The 25,045-nt window shown below is 71.2% G+C and carries 24 protein-coding genes; 15 read left to right on the top strand and 9 right to left on the bottom strand.

Annotated features, from left to right (window positions below; genetic code table 11):
• Nucleotides 1–163: 163 nt before the first annotated feature.
• Both gltB and ACIBUY_RS22215 read left to right on the top strand, forming a co-directional pair.
• The gene (gltB, locus tag ACIBUY_RS22210) at nucleotides 164–4,759 is read left to right on the top strand and encodes a glutamate synthase large subunit (protein ID WP_399153412.1); all 4,596 of its coding nucleotides are present in this window, start codon (nucleotides 164–166) and stop codon (nucleotides 4,757–4,759) included.
• The gene (locus tag ACIBUY_RS22215; RefSeq protein ID WP_365564246.1) at nucleotides 4,752–6,212 is read left to right on the top strand and encodes a glutamate synthase subunit beta; all 1,461 of its coding nucleotides are present in this window, start codon (nucleotides 4,752–4,754) and stop codon (nucleotides 6,210–6,212) included. The genes gltB and ACIBUY_RS22215 overlap by 8 nt, the downstream gene beginning before the upstream one ends.
• Before the next feature lie 128 nt (nucleotides 6,213–6,340).
• Here ACIBUY_RS22215 and ACIBUY_RS22220 read toward each other — a convergent pair whose 3' ends face one another.
• Both ACIBUY_RS22220 and ACIBUY_RS22225 read right to left on the bottom strand, forming a co-directional pair.
• Nucleotides 6,341–6,850 (bottom strand): lamin tail domain-containing protein, encoded by a 510-nt coding sequence (locus ACIBUY_RS22220; RefSeq protein WP_399153413.1) that lies wholly within the window; start codon nucleotides 6,848–6,850, stop codon nucleotides 6,341–6,343.
• A gap of 103 nt (nucleotides 6,851–6,953) precedes the next feature.
• Entirely contained in the window at nucleotides 6,954–7,862 is a 909-nt protein-coding gene (locus tag ACIBUY_RS22225) for a chitosanase (RefSeq protein ID WP_399153414.1), read from the bottom strand.
• Between the two features lie 137 nt (nucleotides 7,863–7,999).
• Between ACIBUY_RS22225 and ACIBUY_RS22230 the strand changes: the two genes are divergently transcribed.
• Together ACIBUY_RS22230 and ACIBUY_RS22235 are read left to right on the top strand one after the other, a co-directional pair.
• On the top strand, nucleotides 8,000–8,218 hold the full coding sequence (locus ACIBUY_RS22230; RefSeq protein WP_365564237.1) for a hypothetical protein: 219 nt from the start codon (nucleotides 8,000–8,002) through the stop codon (nucleotides 8,216–8,218).
• Between the two features lie 13 nt (nucleotides 8,219–8,231).
• On the top strand, nucleotides 8,232–9,341 hold the full coding sequence (locus tag ACIBUY_RS22235) for a hypothetical protein (protein WP_399153415.1): 1,110 nt from the start codon (nucleotides 8,232–8,234) through the stop codon (nucleotides 9,339–9,341).
• A gap of 69 nt (nucleotides 9,342–9,410) precedes the next feature.
• Here ACIBUY_RS22235 and ACIBUY_RS22240 read toward each other — a convergent pair whose 3' ends face one another.
• On the bottom strand, nucleotides 9,411–10,247 hold the full coding sequence (locus ACIBUY_RS22240) for a rhomboid family intramembrane serine protease (protein ID WP_365564231.1): 837 nt from the start codon (nucleotides 10,245–10,247) through the stop codon (nucleotides 9,411–9,413).
• A gap of 97 nt (nucleotides 10,248–10,344) precedes the next feature.
• On the opposite strand from ACIBUY_RS22240, the gene ACIBUY_RS22245 reads away from it, so the two are divergent.
• The gene (locus ACIBUY_RS22245) at nucleotides 10,345–10,935 is read left to right on the top strand and encodes a HutD family protein (protein WP_365564228.1); all 591 of its coding nucleotides are present in this window, start codon (nucleotides 10,345–10,347) and stop codon (nucleotides 10,933–10,935) included.
• A gap of 106 nt (nucleotides 10,936–11,041) precedes the next feature.
• Here ACIBUY_RS22245 and ACIBUY_RS22250 read toward each other — a convergent pair whose 3' ends face one another.
• On the bottom strand, nucleotides 11,042–11,944 hold the full coding sequence (locus ACIBUY_RS22250) for an aldo/keto reductase (protein WP_365564225.1): 903 nt from the start codon (nucleotides 11,942–11,944) through the stop codon (nucleotides 11,042–11,044).
• A gap of 77 nt (nucleotides 11,945–12,021) precedes the next feature.
• Here ACIBUY_RS22250 and ACIBUY_RS22255 point away from each other — a divergent pair, with 77 nt between their 5' ends.
• The gene (locus tag ACIBUY_RS22255) at nucleotides 12,022–12,366 is read left to right on the top strand and encodes a MerR family transcriptional regulator (protein ID WP_365564222.1); all 345 of its coding nucleotides are present in this window, start codon (nucleotides 12,022–12,024) and stop codon (nucleotides 12,364–12,366) included.
• Here ACIBUY_RS22255 and ACIBUY_RS22260 read toward each other — a convergent pair.
• The 3 genes from ACIBUY_RS22260 to ACIBUY_RS22270 are packed head-to-tail and all read right to left on the bottom strand — an operon-like array spanning nucleotide 12,353 to nucleotide 15,317.
• Nucleotides 12,353–13,324: an acyl-CoA dehydrogenase family protein gene (locus tag ACIBUY_RS22260; protein ID WP_365564220.1), complete on the bottom strand. Its 972-nt coding sequence runs from the start codon at nucleotides 13,322–13,324 to the stop codon at nucleotides 12,353–12,355. The genes ACIBUY_RS22255 and ACIBUY_RS22260 overlap by 14 nt on opposite strands.
• Nucleotides 13,324–14,463: an acyl-CoA dehydrogenase family protein gene (locus ACIBUY_RS22265; RefSeq protein ID WP_365564217.1), complete on the bottom strand. Its 1,140-nt coding sequence runs from the start codon at nucleotides 14,461–14,463 to the stop codon at nucleotides 13,324–13,326. The genes ACIBUY_RS22260 and ACIBUY_RS22265 overlap by 1 nt, the downstream gene beginning before the upstream one ends.
• Nucleotides 14,463–15,317 (bottom strand): enoyl-CoA hydratase, encoded by an 855-nt coding sequence (locus tag ACIBUY_RS22270; RefSeq protein WP_365564214.1) that lies wholly within the window; start codon nucleotides 15,315–15,317, stop codon nucleotides 14,463–14,465. The genes ACIBUY_RS22265 and ACIBUY_RS22270 overlap by 1 nt, the downstream gene beginning before the upstream one ends.
• Nucleotides 15,318–15,448: 131 nt before the next feature.
• On the opposite strand from ACIBUY_RS22270, the gene ACIBUY_RS22275 reads away from it, so the two are divergent.
• From ACIBUY_RS22275 to ACIBUY_RS22305, 7 genes are all read left to right on the top strand, one after another.
• A complete protein-coding gene (locus ACIBUY_RS22275; protein WP_365564211.1) occupies nucleotides 15,449–16,234 on the top strand; it encodes an SDR family oxidoreductase in 786 nt (261 codons plus the stop codon).
• Nucleotides 16,235–16,245: 11 nt separating this feature from the next.
• Nucleotides 16,246–16,860: a TetR/AcrR family transcriptional regulator gene (locus tag ACIBUY_RS22280; protein WP_399153416.1), complete on the top strand. Its 615-nt coding sequence runs from the start codon at nucleotides 16,246–16,248 to the stop codon at nucleotides 16,858–16,860.
• Between the two features lie 46 nt (nucleotides 16,861–16,906).
• On the top strand, nucleotides 16,907–18,064 hold the full coding sequence (locus ACIBUY_RS22285; protein WP_365564206.1) for an acetyl-CoA C-acetyltransferase: 1,158 nt from the start codon (nucleotides 16,907–16,909) through the stop codon (nucleotides 18,062–18,064).
• A gap of 55 nt (nucleotides 18,065–18,119) precedes the next feature.
• Nucleotides 18,120–18,890 (top strand): glucose 1-dehydrogenase, encoded by a 771-nt coding sequence (locus tag ACIBUY_RS22290; RefSeq protein WP_365564204.1) that lies wholly within the window; start codon nucleotides 18,120–18,122, stop codon nucleotides 18,888–18,890.
• Nucleotides 18,891–18,940: 50 nt separating this feature from the next.
• A complete protein-coding gene (locus tag ACIBUY_RS22295; protein ID WP_365564201.1) occupies nucleotides 18,941–19,561 on the top strand; it encodes a TetR/AcrR family transcriptional regulator in 621 nt (206 codons plus the stop codon).
• Between the two features lie 129 nt (nucleotides 19,562–19,690).
• Nucleotides 19,691–19,894: a cold-shock protein gene (locus ACIBUY_RS22300; protein ID WP_005318814.1), complete on the top strand. Its 204-nt coding sequence runs from the start codon at nucleotides 19,691–19,693 to the stop codon at nucleotides 19,892–19,894.
• A 93-nt stretch (nucleotides 19,895–19,987) separates the two neighbouring features.
• Nucleotides 19,988–21,595: a DEAD/DEAH box helicase gene (locus ACIBUY_RS22305; protein ID WP_399153417.1), complete on the top strand. Its 1,608-nt coding sequence runs from the start codon at nucleotides 19,988–19,990 to the stop codon at nucleotides 21,593–21,595.
• Nucleotides 21,596–21,710: 115 nt separating this feature from the next.
• Here the strand turns inward: ACIBUY_RS22305 and ACIBUY_RS22310 are convergent, their stop codons facing one another.
• A complete protein-coding gene (locus ACIBUY_RS22310; protein ID WP_399153418.1) occupies nucleotides 21,711–22,553 on the bottom strand; it encodes a tyrosine-protein phosphatase in 843 nt (280 codons plus the stop codon).
• Nucleotides 22,554–22,820: 267 nt separating this feature from the next.
• Between ACIBUY_RS22310 and ACIBUY_RS22315 the strand changes: the two genes are divergently transcribed.
• Together ACIBUY_RS22315 and ACIBUY_RS22320 are read left to right on the top strand one after the other, a co-directional pair.
• On the top strand, nucleotides 22,821–23,561 hold the full coding sequence (locus tag ACIBUY_RS22315) for an SDR family oxidoreductase (RefSeq protein ID WP_365564605.1): 741 nt from the start codon (nucleotides 22,821–22,823) through the stop codon (nucleotides 23,559–23,561).
• Nucleotide 23,562: 1 nt separating this feature from the next.
• Nucleotides 23,563–24,489, top strand: coding sequence for an SDR family oxidoreductase (locus ACIBUY_RS22320; RefSeq protein ID WP_365564193.1), 927 nt, complete (start codon nucleotides 23,563–23,565; stop codon nucleotides 24,487–24,489).
• Between the two features lie 9 nt (nucleotides 24,490–24,498).
• Here the strand turns inward: ACIBUY_RS22320 and ACIBUY_RS22325 are convergent, their stop codons facing one another.
• Nucleotides 24,499–25,014, bottom strand: a complete 516-nt coding sequence (locus ACIBUY_RS22325) for a MarR family transcriptional regulator (protein ID WP_365564191.1) — start codon at nucleotides 25,012–25,014, stop codon at nucleotides 24,499–24,501.
• Nucleotides 25,015–25,045 lie beyond the last annotated feature (31 nt).

Consider the following 25,045-nt stretch of genomic DNA (forward strand, 5'->3'; position numbering starts at 1 on the left):
GCCGCCACCCCGTGCGGTGTCCGCATGTTGGAACGACGCTTCCGGTTCCCGGGATTCGCTCCATCATGTAACCTGCACGAAATTTTGCCGCAGCACGTATTTCGCAGAGGGCCAACGTCGTCCCTCGGCACTTTCAAATGCCACGACGACGACGGGAGAGCCGATGCGTACGCCGCGCCAGCCGTCCCAGCACTCCACCGGCCAGAACTGGTCGCACATGGATGCTCGCCCTGCCGCCCAGGGCATGTACGACCCGCGCAACGAGCACGACGCCTGCGGCGTCGGTTTCGTGGCCACCCTCACCGGCGAGGCGAGCCACACGCTGGTCGAGCAGGCGCTCACGGTTCTGCGCAACCTGGAGCACCGCGGTGCCACCGGCTCCGAGCCCGACTCGGGTGACGGCGCGGGCATCCTGTCCCAGGTTCCGGACGCCTTCCTGCGCGAGGCGGTCGACTTCGACCTGCCCGAGGCCGGTGCGTACGCCGTCGGTATCGCCTTCCTGCCCGAGGAGGACACCGAGTCCTTCGTCTCGCAGATCGAGACGATCGCCGGTGAAGAGGGCCTGACCGTTCTGGGGTGGCGTGAGGTTCCCGTCGCTCCGCAGCTGCTCGGTGCCACCGCCCGCTCGACGATGCCCGTCTTCCGGCAGATCTTCGTCGCGGACGCGGACGGCTCCGCCAAGGACATCGTTCTCGACCGCAAGGCGTTCGTGCTGCGCAAGCGCGCCGAGCGCGAGGCCGACGTGTACTTCCCGTCGCTCTCCGCCCGCACCATCGTCTACAAGGGCATGCTGACCACCGGCCAGCTCGAGCCGTTCTTCCCCGATCTGTCCGACCGCCGTTTCGCGTCGGCCGTCGCGCTCGTGCACTCCCGGTTCTCCACGAACACGTTCCCGTCGTGGCCGCTCGCGCACCCGTACCGCTTCGTCGCGCACAACGGTGAGATCAACACCGTCAAGGGCAACCGCAACTGGATGCGTGCGCGTGAGTCGCAGCTCGCCTCCGAGCTCTTCGGTGCGGAGAAGCTCGAGCGCATCTTCCCGATCTGTACGCCGGACGCCTCGGACTCCGCCTCGTTCGACGAGGTGCTCGAACTCCTCCACCTCGGTGGGCGTTCGCTTCCGCACAGCGTCCTGATGATGATCCCGGAAGCGTGGGAGAACCACGCCTCCATGGACCCGGCCCGGCGCGCCTTCTACCAGTACCACTCCACGATGATGGAGCCCTGGGACGGACCGGCCTGTGTCACCTTCACCGACGGCACCCAGGTCGGTGCCGTTCTCGACCGCAACGGTCTGCGTCCCGGCCGTTACTGGGTCACCGACGACGGCCTCGTCGTCCTCGGCTCCGAGGTCGGCGTGCTCGACATCGACCCCGCGAAGGTCGTCCGCAAGGGCCGCCTGCAGCCCGGCAAGATGTTCCTCGTCGACACCGCCGAGCACCGCATCATCGAGGACGACGAGATCAAGGCGGGCCTCGCCGCCGAGCAGCCCTACGGGGACTGGCTGGAGACCGGCGAGATCGAGCTCTCCGACCTGCCCGAGCGCGAGCACATCGTGCACACGCACGCCTCCGTCACGCGCCGCCAGCAGACCTTCGGCTACACCGAGGAAGAGCTGCGCATCATCCTCGCGCCGATGGCCAAGGCCGGTGCCGAGCCGATCGGATCGATGGGCACGGACACGCCGATCGCCGCCCTGTCGCAGCGTCCGCGTCTGCTCTTCGACTACTTCACCCAGCTGTTCGCGCAGGTCACGAACCCGCCGCTGGACGCCATCCGCGAGGAGCTCGTCACCTCGCTGCGCTCCTCGCTCGGCCCGGCCGGCAACCTGCTGGAGCCCACGGCCGCCTCCTGCCGCTCGGTGACCCTGCCCTTCCCGGTCATCGACAACGACGAGCTGGCCAAGCTCATCCACATCAACGCCGACGGCGACATGCCGGGGATGAAGGCCGCGACGCTGTCGGGCCTTTACCGGGTCTCCGGCGGTGGCGACTCCCTCGCCGCCCGCATCGAGGAGATCTGCGCCGAGGCCGACGCCGCCATCGAGGCCGGCGCCCGGCTGATCGTGCTCTCCGACCGGCACTCGGACGCCGAGCACGCGCCGATCCCGTCGCTGCTGCTCACCGCCGCCGTGCACCACCACCTCATCCGTACGAAGCAGCGCACCCAGGTGGGCCTGCTCGTCGAGGCCGGTGACGTCCGCGAGGTCCACCACGTCGCGCTGCTCATCGGTTTCGGTGCCGCGGCCGTCAACCCGTACCTGGCGATGGAGTCGGTCGAGGACCTGGTCCGCGCCGGCACCTTCCTCAAGGAGATCGAGGCCGAGCAGGCCATCCGGAACCTGATCTACGCGCTCGGCAAGGGCGTCCTCAAGGTCATGTCAAAGATGGGCATCTCGACCGTCGCCTCCTACCGCGGCGCCCAGGTCTTCGAGGCCGTCGGTCTCGAAGAGGCCTTCGTCGAGAAGTACTTCAACGGCACCGCCACCAAGATCGGCGGCGCCGGCCTCGACGTCATCGCCAAGGAGGTCGCCGCCCGGCACGCCAAGGCGTACCCGGCGAGCGGCATCGCCGCCGCGCACCGCACGCTCGACATCGGCGGCGAGTACCAGTGGCGCCGCGAGGGCGAGCCGCACCTGTTCGACCCGGAGACGGTCTTCCGCCTCCAGCACGCGACGCGCTCGCGCCGCTACGACATCTTCAAGCAGTACACGGGCCGCGTGAACGAGCAGTCCGAGCGGCTGATGACGCTGCGCGGTCTGTTCGGCTTCAAGTCCGACCGTGAGCCCATCTCGATCGACGAGGTCGAGTCGGTCTCCGAGATCGTCAAGCGGTTCTCGACCGGCGCCATGTCGTACGGCTCCATCTCGCGCGAGGCCCACGAGACCCTCGCCATCGCCATGAACCAGCTGGGCGGCAAGTCCAACACCGGTGAGGGCGGCGAGGACCCGGAGCGTCTGTACGACCCGGCCCGTCGTTCGTCGATCAAGCAGGTCGCCTCCGGGCGCTTCGGTGTGACGAGCGAGTACCTCGTCAACGCCGACGACATCCAGATCAAGATGGCCCAGGGCGCCAAGCCCGGTGAGGGCGGTCAGCTGCCCGGCCACAAGGTCTACCCGTGGGTCGCCAAGACGCGTCACTCGACGCCCGGCGTCGGGCTCATCTCGCCGCCGCCGCACCACGACATCTACTCCATCGAGGACCTGGCTCAGCTGATCCACGACCTCAAGAACGCCAACCCGGCCGCACGCATTCACGTGAAGCTGGTCTCCGAGGTCGGTGTCGGCACCGTCGCCGCGGGTGTCTCCAAGGCGCACGCGGACGTCGTCCTCATCTCAGGACACGACGGCGGTACGGGCGCATCGCCGCTCACGTCGCTCAAGCACGCCGGTGGGCCCTGGGAGCTGGGCCTCGCCGAGACCCAGCAGACCCTGCTGCTCAACGGCCTGCGCGACCGCATCGTCGTGCAGACCGACGGCCAGCTGAAGACCGGCCGCGACGTCATCATCGCCGCGCTGCTCGGCGCCGAGGAGTTCGGTTTCGCGACCGCGCCGCTCGTCGTCTCCGGCTGCGTCATGATGCGCGTCTGCCACCTGGACACCTGCCCGGTCGGTATCGCCACGCAGAACCCGACGCTGCGCGACCGGTTCTCCGGCAAGCCCGAATTCATCGTGAACTTCTTCGAGTTCATCGCCGAAGAGGTCCGCGAGCTCCTCGCCGAGCTGGGCTTCCGCTCCATCGAGGAGGCCGTCGGCCACGCCGAACTCCTCGACACCGAGCGGGCGGTGGACCACTGGAAGGCGCAGGGCCTGGACCTGGAGCCGCTCTTCTACGTCCCCGAGCTGCCGGACGGCGCCGTGCGCCACCAGCTGATCACGCAGGACCACGGCCTGGAGAAGGCGCTGGACAACGAGCTGATCAAGCTCGCCGCCGACGCCCTCGCCGCCAACGACCAGCAGGACGCCCAGCCGGTGCGCGCCCAGGTCGCCATCCGCAACATCAACCGCACGGTCGGCACGATGCTCGGCCACGAGGTGACGAAGAAGTTCGGCGGGGCCGGTCTGCCCGACGACACCATCGACATCACCTTCACGGGCAGCGCCGGTCAGTCCTTCGGCGCCTTCGTGCCGCGCGGTGTGACGCTCCGCCTCGAGGGCGACGCCAACGACTATGTGGGCAAGGGCCTTTCGGGCGGCCGCATCGTGGTCCGCCCGGACCGCGGCGCCGACCACCTCGCCGAGTACTCGACGATCGCCGGCAACACGATCGCGTACGGCGCGACGGGCGGCGAGCTGTTCCTGCGCGGCCGCACCGGCGAGCGCTTCTGCGTCCGCAATTCCGGTGCCACGGTCGTCTCGGAGGGCGTGGGCGACCACGGCTGCGAGTACATGACCGGCGGTCACGCGGTGGTGCTCGGCGAGACGGGCCGCAACTTCGCGGCCGGCATGTCCGGCGGCATCGCGTACGTCATCGACCTGGACATCGACAACGTGAACGCCGCGAGCCAGTCGGCGGTCGGCGCCCTGGACGACACCGACAAGCAGTGGCTGCACGACGTGGTGCGCCGCCACGCCGAGGAGACCGGCTCGACGGTCGCCGAGAAGCTGCTCGCCGAGTGGACCACCTCCGTGGAGCGCTTCAGCAAGATCATCCCCAGCACGTACAAGGCAGTGCTCGCCGCCAAGGGCGCCGCCGAGCGAGCCGGTCTCTCCGAGACCGAGACCACCGAGAAGATGATGGAGGCGGCGACCAATGGCTGATCCCAAGGGCTTTCTCAACCACGGGCGCGAGGTCGCCAAGACCCGCCCCGTCGGCGAGCGCGTCAAGGACTGGAACGAGGTCTACGTTCCGGGCTCCCTGCTCCCCATCATCAGCAAGCAGGCCAGCCGCTGCATGGACTGCGGCATCCCGTTCTGCCACAACGGCTGTCCGCTCGGGAACCTGATCCCGGAGTGGAACGACTACGCGTACCGCGAGGACTGGTCGGCGGCGCAGGAGCGGCTGCACGCGACGAACAACTTCCCGGAGTTCACGGGCCGTCTGTGCCCCGCTCCGTGCGAGTCGGCGTGTGTTCTCGGCATCAACCAGCCGGCCGTCACCATCAAGAACGTCGAGGTCTCGATCATCGACCAGGCGTGGGACCGGGGCGACGTCGCCCCGCAGATCCCCGAGCGCCTGTCGGGCAAGACCGTCGCCGTCATCGGTTCGGGCCCGGCGGGTCTCGCCGCCGCCCAGCAGCTGACGCGGGCCGGTCACACGGTCGCCGTCTACGAGCGCGCGGACCGCATCGGAGGTCTTCTCCGGTACGGCATCCCCGAGTTCAAGATGGAGAAGCGCCACATCAACCGGCGCATCGAGCAGATGCGCGCGGAGGGCACCAAGTTCCGCACCGGTGTGGAGATCGGCCGTGACATCGACGCCGCGAAGCTGCGCAAGCGCTACGACGCCGTCGTGATCGCCGCCGGTGCCACGATCTCGCGCGATCTCCCGGTCCCCGGGCGCGAGTTGAACGGCATCCACTTCGCCATGGAGTACCTGCCGCTGGCCAACAAGGTACAGGAGGGCGACTTCGTGGCGCCCCCGATCACCGCCGAGGGCAAGCACGTCGTCGTCATCGGCGGCGGCGACACCGGCGCCGACTGCGTGGGCACCGCCCACCGCCAGGGCGCCGCCTCGGTCACGCAGCTGGAGATCATGCCGCGCCCGGGCGACGACCGGAACGCGAACCAGCCCTGGCCGACGTTCCCGATGCTCTACAAGGTCACCTCCGCGCACGAGGAGGGCGGCGAGCGGGTCTACTCCGTCTCCACGACCCACTTCGAGGGCGACGAGGACGGCAACGTCCAGTGGCTGCACCTCACCGAGGTCGAGTTCATCGACGGCAAGCTGACCCCGAAGCCGGGCACGGAGCGCAAGATCCCCGCCCAGCTGGTCACCCTCGCCATGGGCTTCACCGGCACGGACCAGGAGAACGGTCTCGTCTCGCAGTTCGCCCTGGACCTCGACGCGCGCGGCAACATCGAGCGCGACGCCGAGTTCCAGACGAACGTCCCGGGTGTCTTCGTGGCGGGCGACGCGGGCCGCGGTCAGTCGCTGATCGTCTGGGCCATCGCGGAGGGCCGCTCGGCCGCCCGCGGCGTGGACCGCTTCCTCACCGGCGCCTCGGACCTGCCGGCTCCGATCCGCCCGACGGACCGCGCCCTCATGGCGTAGTCCCGTCCCTGAACGTCCCGTACAACGGCGTACGGAACAGAGCGCGACGCTCGCCCCACTGTCCCCGACCGGACGACTGGGCGGGCGTCGCGGTGCGTCTGCCCCCGGAACCCCGGAACCCGGCGCGATCAGCCGTGGAACGTGATCCAGCCGTTGCGGTCCGCGTCGTTGCGCGCCTTCGTGTACGCGTGGGTGTCCGCGTGGGCGCCCGACGGCTTGTAGAGGTAGATCGTGTCCTTGTCGTTGTTCCACATGAAGTTGCAGTTGTTGCGGTAGGCCACGTTCTTCGCGTCCGAGTCCGTGCCCTTGCCGCCGCGCAGCTGCACGTAGTCCCCGGGCTGCAGGGTGTGGTTCTTGGTGAACGTGAACCGGTTGCCCGCCGCGTCCTTGACCACGTACCCCTTGAGGTTCACGGTCGTGCTCCGCGAGAAGTTCTTGATCGTCAGGAACTCCTTGGACGTGTTGCCGCCGGAGCACCGGTTGTCGTCGCGCCCGGGCGCGTCGTACTGGACCCCGCGGATCTTCAGCGTCGAGCTGTACTCGGTCGCGTACGCGGGGGCCGCTCCCAGCAGGGCCACGGCCGCCACCGACGAGACGGAGAGGGCGGAGGCGGTGACCAAAGCCGGACGTATGCGCATGTGACTTCCTTTTCGGGCATGGGAGTTGGGCGCGTGAGCACCACGAATTGAACACACCATCTTCACGTACGGGTGAGGGTGTGCGGGCCCGAATCGGTGTGAATTACGGAACTCGGTACGTCTCGCCGTAGACCTGCCACGTCAACGGCGTCTTCAGCGACCGGTTCCCGTCGTAGAGGAAGCGTCGCTGGGCCGTGTCGATGCGCGAGGTGTCGATGTCCTGCTTCCGCGCCTTCATGGCCTTGCGGCGCAGGTCCAGGAAGATGTCGAGGTACGCCTTCTCGCTGCCGCCCTGCGAAGGCGTGTCGGCCTCCTTGATCGCGGCCTCGCGCAGGCCGTAGAAGCCCTTGGGGTCGATGCCGGGGCCGTGGAAGACCATCGCGTCGTAGTAGATGAACTGGCCCAGCGTGCCCAGGCCGTCGAGCTTGGCGAGGCGGACCGCCGGGCCGAAGTAGACGCGGTCGCGCTCGGCCTCCTGCGCCTTGCGGAAGGCGGGCTCGGCGGCCTCCTTCTTCCAGGCCGCGGGGAAGCCGTCGAGGCCGTCGTGCGAGTCCGTGCCGTCGACCTTGCGCAGCGCGGGCAGATAGCGCGCCAGGCCGTTGTCCGGGTGCGCCTTGGTGTAGCGCTCGACCAGGGTGAGCAGGTCGTGGGTGCCGGTGCAGAAGCCGATGATGCCCGCGGTGTAGCCCTGGCCGTCGCCTATGTCCTCTATGTATCCGTACTGGTCGCGCCAGTTGAGGGTGGAGTTCTCGGCGCTCGCGACGAGCTGCTGCGCGAGCTCCTTCTTGTCGCGGGCGGCGAGGCCGGCCGGCAGGTCCGCGATCAGCTCGTCGTCCGCCTTGCGCTCCGCCGCCGACTTGCCGTCTGTGTATGTGGTGGCCGAGGTGGCCGACGCCCTGGGCAGGGCGGGCGAGCCGTCGTTGCTGCCGTCCGGGGACAGGAAGTAGACGGCCGCCGTGGCGAGGGGAGCCACGGCCAGGAAGCAGAGGGCCAGACAGCCGGCGCGTTTCATGCGGCACACAGTAAAGGCACAGGGGTACGGGTGTGGCGGGCGGGCCCGGAAGCAGCAGGGGTGCGCGCTCTCTATTGACTAAAAGTCAAAGCAGGGTCAGTCTCGGGCCCAGCCGCCGTTCCCGTAGGGGAGGTCCTGTGAGCAACGAAGCGTTGGCCCGACTGGGGCAGGAGCTGGGGAGTCAACCCCCGGAATCCTTCGAGGAGTTGAGCGCCGAGCAGGTCGCCGTGCTCGGCGACGCGCTGCGGCGGGAACGCGAGAGCCGCGCCTCCGGTCTGAACGAGGCGGCCGAGAGCGCGCTCAAGCTGGTGCCCGCACTCGCCCGTGGTCCCGTCCGCCGCATTCTCTTCCGCTAGGAGGCGCGTGATCGTGAACGCCGACAAGCTGCAGTGCCGCGCCGAAGTCCGCAAGATCGAGCGGGTGCTCGCCGTTCAGGAGGGCGAGCTCGCCTTCCTCGACGGGCGGTCCGTCACCGATCTGCGCCGGTTCCGCGAGCAGGCCGTCGCCGCGCTCTTCGACCGGGCGCCCGACATGCTCGACCGGATCGCCGCCGCCACCAAGCTGGTGCCCGCGGGCGTCGCCGCCGCCATCTCGCAGAAGGCCCTCGGGCCGCGCCTGGCCGCCGCCGTCGCCGGGCGCCTCGAACCGGCGCGTGCCGCCGACATCATCGAGAAGCTGCCCGTCGCCTTCACCGCCGAGTCCTGCGCGCACCTCGACCCGCGGCGCATCCCCGGCATCGTCGACCGGCTCGACGAGGGGCTCGTGGTGCGGATCGCGGTCGACCTCGCCGCGCGCGGGGACCATCTGACGATGGGCCGGTTCGTCGGGCACCTGCGCGACTCCGCCCTCGCGCGGATCCTGCCGCAGGTCGACGACGCGGCCGTGCTGCGCACCGGGTTCCTGATCGACCGGCCCGAACGGCTCGGGCAGATCGTCGAGTTGATGGGCGACGAGCGGCTCGCCCGCGTCATCGCCTCCGCCTCCGGGGACGGCCTGTGGGCCGAGGCGCTCGGCGTGGCCGGCATGGTCGGCGGCGCACAGCGCGGCCGCATCGCCGAACTCGCCGCCGATCAGCCCGAGGACCGGCTCGAGTCCCTCGTGGCGACCGTCGCCGAGCAGGGTCTGTGGGAGGCGCTGCTGCCGCTGGTCGCGCTGCTGGACGAGGAGCGGCGCCGGGCCGTCGCCGCGTTGCCCTCGCTGCGGGACGCGGAGGTTCTGGCGGGTGTGGTGCGGGCCGTGGTGGCCATCGGGCTGTGGGGGGAGTTCCTGCCGCTGGTCGGGGTGTTGCCCGAACAGTCGCGGGTCGTGGTGGCCGAGGTGGCGGGGTCCTTGCCGGCGGAGGACCTGGATGCGCTGGCCCGGGAGGTGGACAAGCGGGACCTGTGGGAGCTGGTGCTGCCGCTCGTGGAGTTGATGCCGGAGGAGGGGAAGGAGCGGGTGTTCTCCCTGCCGGCGTTTCAAGATCTCGGCGGGGTCTGAGCCGGGGTGCGGGTCTGAGCCGGGGTGCGGGTCTGAGCCGAGGTCACGGGGCTCCGCCCCGGACAGGCCCTAACCCCGGCGCTTCTTGGGTGCGTACACCAAGGCCGCCGTCACCGCCGCGCCCGTCAGCAGACCGCCCAAGTGGCCCTGCCACGACGTGAATCCGGCGGAGATCAGCATCCAGAGCAGGAAGTACGCCATGAACTGGTTGACGGCGCGCATGTCCGCCCCGACGCGGCGCGCGATCACGTAGTACGCCGCACCGAGGCCGAAGATCGCGCCGGATGCCCCGAGCGTCGGGGTGTCCGGCGCGAGCAGCAGGACCAGGAGCGAGCTGCCGAGCGCGGAGAGGAGATAGAGCGCGAGGTAGCGGACGCGGCCCAGCTGGGACTCGACGATGCGGCCGAGGTTCCACAGGGAGGCCATGTTCAGCACGATGTGCAGGATGCCGAACGCGGAGTCGGTCGGCGGCATGTGCAGGAACGCGCCGGTCAGCAGCCGGTACCACTCACCCTCCGCGACCCCCTCCGGATGGAAGCCCGCGGGGTGGTCGGCCTGGTACACGTACCCCGCGCCGTCGGGCCCGACGAGCCCGTGCCCCAGCATCTGCAGCCGCTCGACGATGCCCGGGCGGATCACCTCACCGAGGTAGACGAGGACGTTCACGGCCATGAGCGCGTACGTCACCAGGGGCACGGCCGATATGCGGCCGCCGGCCAGGGTGCGCGGTTCGCGTACCGAGCGGCTGCCCTCGCGCACGCACTCCGGGCACTGGAACCCGACGGCGGCCTCGCGCATGCAGGCCGGGCATATGGGCCGTTCGCAGCGCGTGCAGCTGATGTGCGTCTCGGTGTCGGCGTGGCGGTAGCACGTCGGTGCCGTGGCGGACTGAGGGGTGGGCTCCAAGACTGCTCCTGAGGTCTCTGCGGCGAGCGGCAAAGCGGGTGCGCAAGCGGCGAACAACATAGTCGCTCGCAGGAGTGACCCGGTACGCTCGGCGCCCATGATCGAGACCGTCGTACGCCTGCTGCCCGCAGCGAGCCGTGACGCCGTCGCCTGGAAGAACGGCGGCGGCGTCACCCGGGAGATCGCCTGCGCTCCGGACGGTGCGGGCATGGACGACTTCCTGTGGCGGGCGAGCCTCGCCGAGGTGGCGGCGGACGGGCCGTTCTCCGCGTTCCCCGGCGTCGACCGGACGCTCACCATGGTCGAGGGCGACGGGATGGAGCTGACCGTGGACGGCGTCGCCACTCTCGTCGAATCGCCTGGTGAACCACGGGACTTCGCCGGGGACGTGGCCACCCACTGCCGGCTGCTCGGTGGGCGTACCGTCGTCAACTTCAACGTCATGTGGCGGCGGGACGCCCTCGCCGCGCCCCCGTCCGTCGCCGTCGTCCGCGGTCGGCTTCCCCTGGCCGCGCACACGTCCGAGGTGCTCGTCGTCGCCCTCGCCGCGGAGGGCGCGGAGCTGACGGCACCGGACTTCGGGCGCAGCCTCGGGCGCTACGACGCCGCGGTCGTCCGGGGTGGAGCGGACCTGCACGCGAAGGGGCCGGTCGCCGTCGTCACCCTCGACAGCCGAGCGGCAGCCTGACCGTTCACGCTCGGCGGACACCCCGTCGGCGCGCTCGTCAGGGAGCTGGTCGACGGCCGGGGCCAGGAACTCCGCTTCCAGGCCGGCCCCGACGAGCTCCGCGACCTCAGCCGTCGATCCGCTTGAACTGCTCCTCCGTGAGGGAGAGTTGGAGCGCTTCGAGGTTCTCCGCGAGGTGTGCGGGCGAGGACGTGCCGGGGATCGGCAGGATGTGCGGGGCACGGTGCAGCTGCCAGGCCAGGGCCACCTGCGCGGGCGTCGCCCCGAGTTCACGCGCGATCTGCGCGACGGGGCTGTCGGGCCCCGCGTGCTCGCCCATCGCGATGGGGAACCACGGGATGAACGCGATGCCCCGCGCCGCGGTGTGGTCCACGACCGCCTCGTGGTCCCTGGCCGCCAGGTTGTAGAGGTTCTGCACGCTCGCGATCGGCGCGACCGCCTCCGCCGCGGTCAGCTGCTCGACCGTCACCTCGGAGAGCCCGATGTGCCGCACCTTCCCCTCGTCCCGCAGCTGCCGGAGCGCACCGATCTGGTCCTCCAGCGGGTACGCCGGGTCGATGCGGTGCAGCTGCAGCAGGTCGATGCGGTCCGACTTCAGCCGCCGCAGCGACAGTTCGGCCTGCTGGCGCAGGTACGCCGGGTGCCCGAGCGGCACCCACTCGGTCGGCGAGGGGCGCACGACCCCGACCTTGGTGGCGACCGTGATCCCGTCCCCGTACGGATGCAGCGCCTCGGCCACCAACTCCTCGCTCTCGCCCAGCGCGTACGCGTCGGCCGTGTCGAAGAAGGTGACGCCGAGCTCGGCCGCGCGCCGCAGCAGGGCGATCGCGGCGGGTCTGTCGGTGGGCCCGCGCCAGATCGGCGCGGCCGAACCGGACCGCTCGCCGGGGGCTCCGGCGAGCCGCATCGTCCCGTATCCGATGCGGGAGACGGGAAGATCGGAGCCGAGTGCGAAGGTTGTCCCTGACGTGGTGCTCGTCCCTGACATGGTGCTCGTCGTGTTCGTCATGGCAGGGACGCTACGAGCTGACATGGATGTGAGGTTCAAGGGTCTGTGACGCACGTCACCGGCAAGGGGGTTGGGGCATGAAGATCGGTGAGCTGTCGGCGACGACCGGCGTCAGCGTGCGCCTGCTGCGCTACTACGAGGAGCAGGGGCTGCTCAGTGCGGGTCGCACCGCCGGTGGTCAGCGCGTGTACGACGACGCGGCGCCGCGCACCGTGCGCCGCATCCGCGCGTTCCTCGACGCGGGTCTGCCCACCCGGGTCATCGCGGAGATCCTGGACTGCGTGTGCGGCAGCGAGTCCGAGGTCGAGCCGTGTCTGACGCCGATGCTCCTCGACCAACTGCGGGAGATCGAGGAGCGGATCGAGCGGCTCGAGGGCTCGCGGGCCTCGCTGACCGGCATCCTCGCCGTCACGCGCGCGTAGCCACCCGGGCCCGGCACTGGGCGGGCGTGCCCCACGCGTCCCGCAGCGGCCGGGCCTTGCGCAGCCACAGTGACAGGTCCAGCTCCTGCGTGTAGCCCACGGCGCCGTGCAGTTGGAGCGCGGCCCGGGCCGCCGTGTACGCCGCCTCGCCCGCCGTGGCCTTGGCCGCGGCGATGTCCCGGCCCGTCATCGTGAGCGCCGCGCCGAACAGCAGCGGGCGCGCGAACTCCAGGGCGATCAGCGCGTCCGCGAGCCGGTGCTTGACCGCCTGGAACGAACCGATCGCCACCCCGAACTGCTCGCGCTGACCGGCGTACTCGACCGTGCGGCGCAGCAGTTCGAGCCCCACGCCGAGCGCCTGCGCGGCCGTCAGGAACGCGGCCAGGTCCACCGCCCGCGCCACGGCCTCCCGCACCGCGGGCCCGCGGGCCACGACCGCAGCGCCCTCAGCGCCCTCGGGCACGAACAGGCGGCGCGCCGGATCGGCCGACTCCCGCAGCGGCCCGCACCCGGCGGCCCGCCGCAGCACGTCGCCGTCCGCCACGAACACCGCGTCGGCCGCGTCCGCGTCCAGTGCGTACGACCCCGTCGACAGGGTGGTCAGCGCCTCGCCGGAGGCGATCCGCGGCAGCCACTCCTTGGCCGGGCCCTGATCGGGGAGCCCGGCGAGCAGCGTCGCCAGCGCCGCCGTCTCCACCACCGGGCCCGGTACCGCGTGCCGCCCCAACTCCACGTAGGACACGGCCAGTTCGACCGGCAGGAGGCCCATGCCCTCGTACGACTCGGGGACCGCGAGCGCGAACACCCCCGCCTCCGCGAGCCGCGCCCACACCGCACGCCCCGGGGCGTGGTCGCCGCCCGCCCAGGCCCGCACGACGGCCGGCGTGTCCGCCGCGGTGAGCATCCGGTCCAGCGTGCGGCCGAACTCGGCCTGCTCCGCGTCCAGGAGGAACCTCATCAGCGGCGTCCCTTCGGCAGGCCGAGCAGGCGCTCGGCGATGATGTCGCGCTGGATCTCGTTCGTCCCCGCGTAGATCGGGCCCGCCAGCGAGAACACGTACCCCTCCGCCCACTCCGAGTCCGCCAACTCCCCTTCAGTGCCCAGGAGTTCGAGTGCCGTCTCGTGCAGCGCGATGTCGTACTCCGACCAGAACACCTTGTTCAGGCTCGACTCCGCACCGATGGTCTCCCCGGCCGCGAACCGCGACGCGTTGCCGTACGTGAACAGCTGGTACGCGCGCGCCCCGATCAGCGCGTCCGCGACCCGGTCCCGCACCGCCGGATCCGCGCCGCTCTCCCGCCACAGCGTCAGCAGCCGGTCCGCCGACGCCAGGAAGCGGCCGGGGGAGCGGAGCATCAGGCCCCGCTCATTGCCCGTCGTCGACATCGCGATCCGCCAGCCCCTGCCGACCTCCCCGATCACGTCCTCGTCCGGGACGAACACGTCGTCCAGGAACAGCTCCGCGAACGCCGGTTTGCCGTCGAGGCGGCCGATGGGGCGGACCGTGACGCCGGGGGCGCGCAGGTCGAACATCAGGTACGTCAGGCCCTGATGGGGCTTGGCCGCGTCGGGGTCCGTGCGGAAGATGCCGAAGGCCCGGTCCGCGAAGGCCGCCCGCGACGACCACGTCTTCTGGCCCCGCAGCAGCCAGCCGCCGTCCGTGCGCACCGCCCGCGAGCGCAGCGACGCCAGGTCCGAGCCCGCCTCCGGCTCCGACCAGGCCTGCGCCCAGATCACCTCGCCGCTCGCCATCGACGGCAGCACACGGGCCCGCTGCTCGTCCGTGGCGTGGTCGAAGAGGGTGGGCGCGAGGAGGTTGATCCCGTTCTGCGAGACGCGTCCCGGGGCGCCCGCCGCGTAGTACTCCTCCTCGAAGATCAGCCACTGGAAGATGTCGGCCCCGCGGCCGCCGAACTCCTCGGGCCACGACACCACCGACCAGCGGTCCGCCGCCAGTTCGGCCTCCCACGCGCGGTGCGCGGCGAAGCCCGCCTCGGTCTCCAGGGACGGCAGCGGTTCGTCCGGTACGTGCGCCACGAGCCAGGCCCTGGCCTCTTCGCGGAACGCGTCCTCCTCGGCCGTGAACCGAAGATCCATCAGGCACCCGCCTCCTTCATCGCGCGAACGTCCATGCCGCCCAGGGGGTCCGCTGCCGTCTCCGCGTTGTGCGCGTGCGCCAGGTGGTGCAGGCCGAACACCGAGTCCATGCCGGCGTGCAGGCCCTGCAGGTCCTCCGCCTGGTTCACCGCCCGCTTGGTGAGGGCGAGCCCGAGGCGCGGCATCTCGGCGACCCGGGACGCCAACTCGGCTGTCCTGTCCGCCAGTTCGTCCCGTCCCACCACCCGGTTCACCATCCCCACCTCGTACGCCCGGCGCGCGCTCATCCGGTCGCCGGTGAACAGGAACTCCTTCGCGATCCGCGGCGGCATCACCCAGGGGTGCGCGAAGTACTCGACGCCCGGGATGCCCATGCGCACCACCGGGTCCGCGAAGAACGCGTCCTCGCTCGCCACGATCAGGTCGCACACCCAGGCCAGCATCAACCCGCCCGCCACGCACGCCCCCTGGACCGAGGCGATCACCGGCTTCGGCAGCTCGCGCCAGCGCCTGCACATGCCCAGGTACACCTCGGACTCGCGCGCGAACCGGGACTCCGCGCCGCGCTTGGCGGAGTGGTCCCACCACAGCCCGGCCCTCCGCTCGAACGGGAGGTGCGCGTCCCGCTCCGGCGTGCCGATGTCGTGCCCGGCGGAGAAGTGCTCGCCCGCGCCCGCGAGGACGACGGCCCCGACCTCGTCGTCCTCGGCGGCCCGGTAGAAGGCCGCGTCGAGGGCGTACGTCATCCGCGAGTTCTGCGCGTTCCGGTACCGCGGCCTGTTCATGGTCACGTGCGCGACCGGACCCCTGCGCTCGTACAGCACGGTCTCGTCGTGCCCGGTCTGGTCGGTCATCGCGGCCACCCTTCCCTAACAAGTGTTTGGTAGGTTAGCGTATCGGCATGGACAGCGTCGAGGAGTTCCGACGAGATCCGGCGGAACATCAACGCCGAGCGCCTGCTCGGCCTGCCGAAAGAGGTCCGCGTATGACCCCGGCTCCTGACTACGTGCCCGGCCACGGGCTGCTCGACGGGCGCACCGCCGTCGTCACCGCCGCCGCGGGCGCCGGGATCGGCGGCGCCACCGCACGCCGCCTCCTGGAGGAGGGCGCCCGCGTCGTGCTCAGCGACGCGCACACCCGCCGCCTCAAGGAGAGCGAGCAGGCCCTGGCCGAGGAGTTCGGCGCCGATCGGGTGTCGGCCCTCGCCTGCGACGTCACCGACGAACAGCAGGTACAGGCCCTCTTCGCGCACACCGCCGAGGTGCACGGCGGACTCGACATCGTCGTGAACAACGCGGGACTCGGTGGCACAGCCCAGCTCGCCGACATGACCGACGAGCAGTGGGACAGGGTCCTCGACATCACGCTGAACGGCACGTTCCGCTGCACCCGCGCCGCCCTGCGCGCCTTCCGCGACACCGGCCGCACCGGCGTCGTCGTCAACAACTCGTCGGTGATCGGCTGGCGCGCCCAGGCCGGACAGGCCCACTACGCCGCGGCGAAGGCCGGCGTGATGGCGCTGACCCGGTGCGCCGCGATCGAGGCGGCCGAGTTCGGCGTGCGGGTCAACGCGGTGGCACCGAGCCTCGCCATGCACCCCCACCTCGTGAAGGTGACCTCGGCCGAACTCCTCGCGGAACTCACCGAGAAGGAAGCCTTCGGGCGCTACGCCGAACCGTGGGAGGTGGCCAACGTGATCGTGTTCCTCGCCTCCGGCTACTCCTCCTACCTCACCGGCGAAGTCGTCTCCGTGAGCAGCCAGCGGGCCTGAGGAGCGTCCACGTGACCCCGTCGCCCGAGCGGCGCCGCCAACTCCTCGACACGGCAGCCGAGGTGTTCGCGGCACAGGGCTACAACGCCACGACCGTCCGCAAGATCGCTGACGCGTCGGGCATGCTCGCCGGGAGCCTCTACTACCACTTCGACTCCAAGGAATCGATCCTCGAGGAGATCCTGCACGGCTTCCTGGACGAGCTGTGGGCCCGGTACGACGCGGTGCTCGACGCCGGTCACGGGCCGCGCGAGACGCTGGGCGCCCTGGTCACCGAGTCGTTCCGGGAGATCGACCGGCACCGGGCCGCCGTCGCGATCTACCAGCGGGAGGCCCGGCACCTCGCGGCGCAGGACAGGTTCGCGTTCCTCGCCGCGTCACAGCGCACGTTCGAGAAGACCTGGCTCTCCACCCTGGAGCGCGGGGTCGCGGCCGGAGTGTTCCGCGCCGACCTGGACATCCGGCTCACGTACCGCTTCGTGCGCGACACCGTGTGGGTCGCCGCGTCCTGGTACCGGCCGGGCGGGCGGCACACCCCCGAGGAGATCGCCCGCCAGTACCTGTCGACGGTCCTGGACGGGATCGCCGTACGCCCGTCGTCACCCGCGTCATCACCCACGTCGTGACCCAAGCCGTACCCCATGTCGTACATCTGTGAAGGGAACGATCGTCATGGCCGAGGCCTACATCGTCGAAGCGGTCCGCACCCCCGTCGGGCGGCGCAAGGGAGGCCTCTCGGCCGTCCACCCCGCCGACCTGGGCGCCCACGTCCTCAAGGAACTCGTCGCCCGCACCGGCATCGACGCCGCCGCCGTCGAGGACGTCGTCTTCGGCTGCCTGGACACCGTCGGACCGCAGGCCGGCGACATCGCCCGTACGTCCTGGCTGGCCGCGGGCCTGCCGGAGGAGGTGCCCGGCGTCACCATCGACCGGCAGTGCGGATCCTCGCAGCAGGCCCTGCACTTCGCCGCGCAGGGCGTGCTGTCCGGCACCCAGGACCTGGTCGTCGCGGGCGGCACGCAGAACATGTCGATGATCCCCATCGCCTTCGCGTCCCGGCAGGCCGCCGAACCCCTCGGCCTCACCGAGGGCCCCTACCTCGGCAGCGAGGGCTGGCGCGCCCGCTACGGCGACCAGCCGGTCAACCAGTTCCACGGCGCCGAACTCATCGCCGAGAAGTGGGGCGTCACCCGGCGCGACCAGGAGGAGTGGGCACTCCAGTCGCACCAGCGGGCCTTGCGCGCCATCGACGAGGGCCGCTTCGCGCGCGAGACCGTCGCCCACGGTGACGTGACCGCGGACGAGGGTCCGCGCCGCGACACGACGCTGGAGAAGATGGCCGGGCTCAAGCCCGTCATGGACGGCGGCACCATCACCGCCGCCTGCTCCTCCCAGGTCTCCGACGGCGCCGCAGCGCTGCTCATCGCCTCCGAACAGGCCGTACGCGACCACGGGTTGACGCCGCGCGCCCGCATCCACCACCTCTCCGTACGCGGCGAGGACCCCATCCGCATGCTGTCCGCGCCGATCCCCGCGACCGCGTACGCCCTGAAGAAGACGGGCATGTCGATCGACGACATGGACCTCGTCGAGATCAACGAGGCGTTCGCGCCGGTCGTCCTCGCCTGGCTCAAGGAGACCGGAGCCGACCCGGCGAAGGTGAACGTGAACGGCGGCGCGATCGCCCTCGGCCACCCGCTCGGCGCCACCGGGGTCAAGCTGATGACGACGCTGCTGCACGAACTGGAGCGCACCGGCGGCCGGTTCGGCCTGCAGACCATGTGCGAGGGCGGCGGCCAGGCCAACGTCACGATCATCGAGCGCCTCTGACCCCGGCCCGCCGCGAGAACCGCACCGGGACCGATCAACAGGAGGCGTTCGAACGATGAGTGAGAGCCGGTTGGACGGGAGGGTCGCCCTGGTCACCGGGGCGGCCCGCGGCATGGGCGAGTCGATCGCGCGGGAACTGGCACGGCGCGGGGCGTGCGTCGTGCTCGGCGACGTCCTGGCCGAGGAGGGGGAGCGGGTGGCGGCGTCGATCGGGGACGCGGCCCGGTTCCTGAAGCTGGACGTCACCGACGCCGAGGCGTGGAGCGCGGCGGTGGCCACCGCGACGGGCGAGTTCGGAAAGCTGGACACGCTCGTCAACAACGCGGCCGTCTACACGACGTCACCGATCGCGGACGAGGACCCGGCACGCCTGGAGAGGATGCTGCGGGTCAACCTCGTCGGCCCGTTCCTCGGTCTGCAGGCCGTCATTCCGGCGCTGCGGGCGGCCGGCGGCGGGGCCGTCGTCAACATCTCCTCGCAGGCCGGACTCCAGGGCATCTGGGGCCACGGCTCGTACGGGGCCACGAAGTGGGCGCTGCGCGGCCTGAGCCGGACCGCGGCGATGGAGCTCGGCGGCGACGGGATCCGCGTCAACTCCGTGTACCCGGGCGCCATCAACACGGCGATGACCGCGCACGTCGACTCCAGCAAGCACACGACGGCCCCGCTCGGCCGCATCGGACAGCCGGAGGAGGTCGCCCGGCTCGTCGCGTTCCTGGTGTCCGACGACGCCTCGTACCTCACGGGGGCGGAGATCGCGGCGGACGGCGGCGCGTCGGCCGGACGGATGCCGGTGTTCGCGCAGCGGGGGAGCGCGGGGGACTGAACCCCAGGCGCAGTGGATGTGCGAACAGCGGGTGTGAGAAGAATGGGCGGGTGTCCACGAAGAAGAAGAGCCAGGCGGCCCCGTCGCCCGAGCGGCGCCACGAACTCCTCGGCACGGCCGCCGAGGTGTTCGCCGCACAGGGTTACAACGCAACCACCGTCCGTAAGATCGCCGACGCCGCCGGGATGCTCGCCGGGAGCCTCTACTACCACTTCGACTCCAAGGAATCGATGCTCGAGGAGATCCTGCGCACCTTCCTCGACGAACTGTGGTCCGGCTACGACGCCGTGCTCGACGCGGACCTCGGGCCGCGGCAGACCCTGGAGGCACTGGTCACCGAGTCGTTCCGGGAGATCGACCGGCACCGCGCGGCCGTCGCGATCTACCAGAAGGAGGCGCGCCACCTGGCCGCGCAGGACCGCTTCGAGTTCCTCGCCGAGTCCCAGCGCCGCTTCGAGAAGACGTGGCTGACGACGCTGGAGCGCGGCATCGCCGAGCAGGTGTTCCGCGCGGACCTGGACATCCGTCTCACGTACCGGTTCGTCCGCGACACCGTCTGGGTCGCCGCGTCCTGGTACCGGCCCGGCGGACAGCACAGCCCCGAGGAGATCGCCCGCCAGTACCTGTCCATGGTTCTGGACGGAATCGCCGCACGTGAGGAAGCGTGCTAAGATCGACGTGTTGCAGTTTTGGTACCCATAGACTTTATGTGCGCCTGACGGGAATGTTCCTCAGGCGCATTAGTTTTTTCCGGGGCGTTCTCGGGAATGGGGGGCTGCTACCTGTTCAAGGAGAATGACATGGCCACCGGTACCGTTAAGTGGTTTAACTCGGAAAAGGGCTTCGGCTTCATCGAGCAGGACGGCGGCGGCGCCGACGTCTTCGCCCACTACTCGAACATTGCCACCTCGGGCTTCCGTGAGCTCCAGGAAGGCCAGAAGGTCACGTTCGACGTGACGCAGGGCCAGAAGGGCCCCCAGGCGGAGAACATCCTCCCCGCCTGATCACAGCATCATCGGGCCGGGGCCCGCACCTTCACGGTGCGGGCCCCGGCTCATGCTGTCCCCTGTCTTTGAAGTCCCCGGAAGGCATGCCGCATGGCCAGCTCAGCCCGCCCGTCCCGCCGCCCCTCCCGTCCCGCAGCAGCAGGGAAGCGGCGCGCCCCCGAGCAGCAGCGCAGGCAACAGCCCACGCCGCCGCGTGAGTTCACCATGCCGGAGAACACCACTCCCGCGCTGCCTCCCGTTGCCGACTTCGCCGACCTCGACATGCCCGCCGCCCTCCTGAAGACCCTGGGCGAGCAGGGCGTCACCGAGCCGTTCCCCATCCAGGCGGCGACGCTCCCCAACTCCCTCGCCGGACGCGACCTCCTCGGCCGCGGTCGCACCGGCTCCGGCAAGACCCTCGCCTTCGGGCTCCCGCTGCTCGCCCGTACCGCGGGCAGCAAGGCGGAGCCGAAGACGCCGCTGGCACTCGTCCTCGTCCCCACGCGCGAGCTCGCCCAGCAGGTCACCGACGCCCTCACCCCGTACGCCGGCGCCCTGCGACTGCGTCTGACGACCGTCGTCGGCGGCATGTCGATCTCCCGCCAGGCGAGCCAGCTGCGCCGCGGTGCCGACGTCGTCGTCGCCACCCCGGGCCGCCTCAAGGACCTCATCGAGCGCGGCGACTGCGACCTGTCCCGGGTCCGCATCACCGTCCTCGACGAGGCCGACCAGATGGCCGACATGGGCTTCATGCCCCAAGTCACCGCGCTGCTCAAGCAGGTTGAGGCCGGCGGCCAGACCATGCTGTTCTCGGCGACGCTCGACCGGAACGTGGACCGGCTCGTGCGCCAGTTCCTCACCGACCCGGTCGTGCACTCCGTCGACCCGTCGGCCGGTGCCGTCACGACGATGGAGCACCACGTGCTGCACGTCCTCGACGAGACCGACAAGAAGGCCGTCACGGCCCGGATCGCCGCCCGCGAAGGCCGCGTCATCCTCTTCGTCGACACCAAGCGCTCCGCCGACCGGCTCGCCAAGCGGCTCCTCGCCACCGGCGTGTACGCCGCGCCGCTGCACGGCGGCCGCAGCCAGCCGCAGCGCAACCGCACCCTCGAGCAGTTCAAGGACGGCCGGGTCACCGCCCTCGTCGCCACGAACGTCGCGGCGCGCGGCATCCACGTCGACGACCTCGACCTCGTCGTGAACGTGGACCCGCCCACCGAGCACAAGGACTACCTGCACCGCGGCGGCCGCACCGCCCGCGCCGGCGAGTCCGGCAGCGTCGTCACGCTCGTCCTGCCCGAGCAGAAGCGCGACGTGCAGCGGCTGATGCGCGACGCGAAGATCCAGCCGCGGACGACGCAGGTCAAGTCCACGGACGAGGAGCTGACGAAGATCACCGGCGCGCGCGAGCCGTCCGGTGTCGCCGTCGCCATCGCCGTCCCCGAGCCCACGGCTCCTGCGTCGGCCTCGTCCAAGCCGCGCCGCTCGCGCCGTTCGCGCGGCGGCTCCGGCAACGGCGCCGCGGGCGGCGGCCGTGCCGCCAACAGCGGCCGTACCGCGAGTGCCGAGGGCCAGCGTTCCTCGCAGGGCGGTGCCGGTGGCCGGCGCCGTTCGGCCGGCAGCGGCGCCACGGGCGGTTCCGGTACGGGTGCCGCCGCCGGCGCCAACCGTCGCGGCCGCGGCCCGCGGGGCGGTCCCCGCAAGGCAGCGGCGTAGCACGGCAGTTCCGAGTCACTCGTCAGGGGTGGGTGTCCCATGTGGGCACCCACCCCTGTGCGTTCGGCCGCCGGGCATGTCATCCATGTCATCCATGGCGCCCATGGCGCCCGGGTCAGTCCACGAGCCGCGCCCGTAGCAGCGCCGCCGTGCGGCGGTCGACTCCGAGGCCGTCCGTCGCGTAGCGCCCGAGGCTGCCGTAGTCGTGCCGCACCTGGTCGAGGGCCGCGGAGAGGTACTCCGTGCGAACCTCCTGGAGCGGGATCAGCAGGTCCGGGTTCTGCATCAGGCCCGCCTGCTTCAGGGACTCGCGGAGCTTCGCGTCGTACGCGGCACGGAAGGTGTTCGACGCCAAGTAGTCGGCGACAGCGGCCTGTTCGGGTACGCCGAGCAGACGCAGCAGGACGTACGTGGTCCAGCCCGTGCGGTCCTTGCCCGACGTGCAGTGGTACAGCAGCGCGCCGCGGCCGCCGTACGCGATGTCGTGCAGCGTCGCCCCGAACCGCGCCCGGTTGTCGGCGCTGGTCACGAACTGCGGGTACACGGCGCGCATGAACGCGGACGCCTTCCCGTTCCCCAGCATCTCCTCCTGCTTGACCGGGTCCTTCGAGCCGATGGCGGCGAGGATCTGCGCGTACAGACCGTTGTCGGTGACCGGGCGCGAGACGCCCGTCACCCCTGCGGGAAGACGGTCCGCGCCGTCGCTCTGCACCTCCAACGGCACGCGGTAGTCGACCACTTGACGCAGCCTCAGGCCGGACAGGGCCGTCAGGTCGGCGTCGGTGAGCTTGCCCAGCGCGTCGCCGCGGTAGACGAGCCCGTACCGGACGCGGCCGTCGCACGTGCGCTGTCCGCCGATGTCGCGGACGTTCACCGCGCCCTGCAACGGGATCTGCCGGATCGGCGGCGCCCCGGACGCGGCGGCGGCCGAGGGGGCGACGACGGCCGCGGCCGTCACTCCGAGCGCGGCCGCGAGCAGGGCCCGGCGCGGCAGGGCGGTGCTGCTGCGTGTGCCTGTGCCTGTGCGTGTGCCTGTGCGTGCGTCTGTGTCTGTGCCTGCACCTGTGTTCGTGCCTGTACCTGGCATACGTGAACTCCTGGCGGGGAGGGTGGTGTTCGGCTACCGTTCCACCTAACGTTTGTTTGGTACGCGGTCGGACTCGACGGTAGCAGGCGGCGCGGGCCGACGGAACGAGGAGGACGAGGAGGGGAGGTGAACGTGGATCTGGATCTGAAGGGCCGGGTCGTCGTCGTCACCGGTGGCACCAGGGGAGTGGGCGCGGGCATCGCCGGGGCGTTCGCGCGGGCCGGGGCGAGAGTCGTGGTCTGCGCCCGACGGGCACCCGAAGTGCCGCTGGAGGGAGCCGAGTTCGTGCCGGTCGACCTGCGGGACGCGGCCGCGGTGCGGGAGTTGTTCGCGGGGCTCGACCGGGTGGACGTCCTGGTGAACAACGCGGGGGGCACGCCGTACCGGCTGCTCGGCGACTCGGAGGCCGAGCGGCACGCGCGCGTCATCGAGCTGAACCTGACGGCCCCGCTGACCGCCTCCCTCGCCGCCCGCGAACAGCTGGCCGCCGCCCGCGGCTCCATCGTGATGATCGGCAGCGTCAGCGGGACCCGGCCCTCGCCGGGCTCGGCGGCGTACGGGGCGGCGAAGGCGGGTCTGGAGAACCTGGCGCGGTCCATGGCCGTCGAATGGGCCCCCGAGATCCGGGTGAACACCCTGGTGCTCGGCATGGTGCGGACCGAACTGTCGGCGCTGCACTACGGGGACGAGGACGGCATCGCGGCAGTGGGCGCGACCGTGCCGCTCGGCCGGCTCGCCGAACCCCGCGAGGTCGGCGAGGCCGCGGTCTTCCTGGCGTCGGACGCGGCGTCGTACATCACCGGGGCGAGCCTGCTCGTGCACGGTGGCGGGGAGCGCCCCGCGTTTCTGGATGCGGCAACGGTCAACAAGGAGGCGTGAGATGGAGCAGACGGTGGGTTCGTTGTGTGCCGGGCGGGTGGTCGCGGTCACCGGGGCCGGGCGGGGCCTCGGCCGCGCACACGCCCTCGCGTACGCCGCGGAGGGCGCGAAGGTCGTGGTGAACGATCTGGGGGTCGGCCTCGACGGTGCCCCCGCGCCGGACAGCCCGGCGGCTCAAGTGGTCGAGGAAATACGGGCGTTGGGCGGCGAGGCAGTGGCGCACGGGGCCGACATCGCGACCTCGGAGGGCGCCGCCTCGCTCGTCGCCGCGGCCGTCGACACCTTCGGGCGGCTCGACACGCTCGTGAACAACGCGGGGTTCCTGCGCGACCGCATGCTGGTCAACCTCGACGAGGACGACTGGGACGCCGTGATGCGGGTCCACCTCAAGGGCCACTTCCTGCCGCTGAAGCACGCGGCCGCGTACTGGCGCGCCGAGGCGAAGGCGGGCCGCACGCCCGTGGCCCGCGTCGTCAACACCTCGTCCGGGGCAGGCCTGTTGGGCTCGGTCGGGCAGGGGAACTACAGCGCGGCCAAGGCGGGCATCCTCGGCCTGACACTGGTGGCCGCAGCGGAGATGGGGCGGTACGGGGTGCAGGTCAACGCGATCGCGCCGGCCGCGCGGACGCGGATGACGGAGGCGACGTTCGCCGAGACGATGGCCGCGCCGGCAGCGGGCGCCTTCGACGCGATGGCCCCGGAGAACGTGTCGCCGCTGGTGGTCTGGCTCGGCTCGGGCCCGGCCAGTGCCGGGGTCACCGGCCGGGTCTTCGAGGTCGAGGGCGGCCGGATCACGGTGATGGAGGGCTGGCGGCCGGGTCCGAGCGTCGACAAGGCCGAGCGGTGGACGCCGTCGGGCGCGGGCGAAGTGGCCCGGGAGCTGGTGGGGCGGGCCGCTGAACCCGGCGCCGTGTACGGGGCGTCGTAGCGTCCGGTCTCAGCCGGAGAGGCGGGCGGCCGCGTCGCGCTGGACCGTGGCCATCACCGCCAGGAACCGGGTCACCGTGCGCAGTTCCTCCGTCGTGAACCCGTCGCAGGCCGCGACGACGTCCTTCGCCCAGTCGTCGAAGAACGCGGACAGCTCGGAGATCTTCTCCCGGTCCAGCTCGATCACCACGCGCCGTTTGTCGGTGGCGTGCTTGGCGCGGCGTACGTACCCCTTCGAGGCGAGCCGGTCGACCAGGCCCGTGACGGAGGCCGGGGCCAGACCGGTGTGGGCCACCAGGTCCTTCGCGGTGAGCGGACCGTGCTTGGCGAGCAGGTCGAGCGTCTTGCTCTCGGTCGGGTTCAGGCCCTGGGACGCCGAGACGGCCGTGTGGAACATGATCGTCGCCGCGCTGTGGTCGCGGCCCGTCTCCATCATGTCGCCGAGCGCGGCCGCGCGTGCCTCGTCCTGGCTGGAGTCCTGGCTCGGGTCCTGGCTCGGGTCCTGACTCTCGTCCCTGGTCGTCATGGGCCCAGGGTAACCAATATTTAGTTCGCCC

Origin of the sequence: Streptomyces sp. NPDC050085 (assembly GCF_044460595.1) — a bacterium.
Taxonomy (GTDB): domain Bacteria; phylum Actinomycetota; class Actinomycetes; order Streptomycetales; family Streptomycetaceae; genus Streptomyces.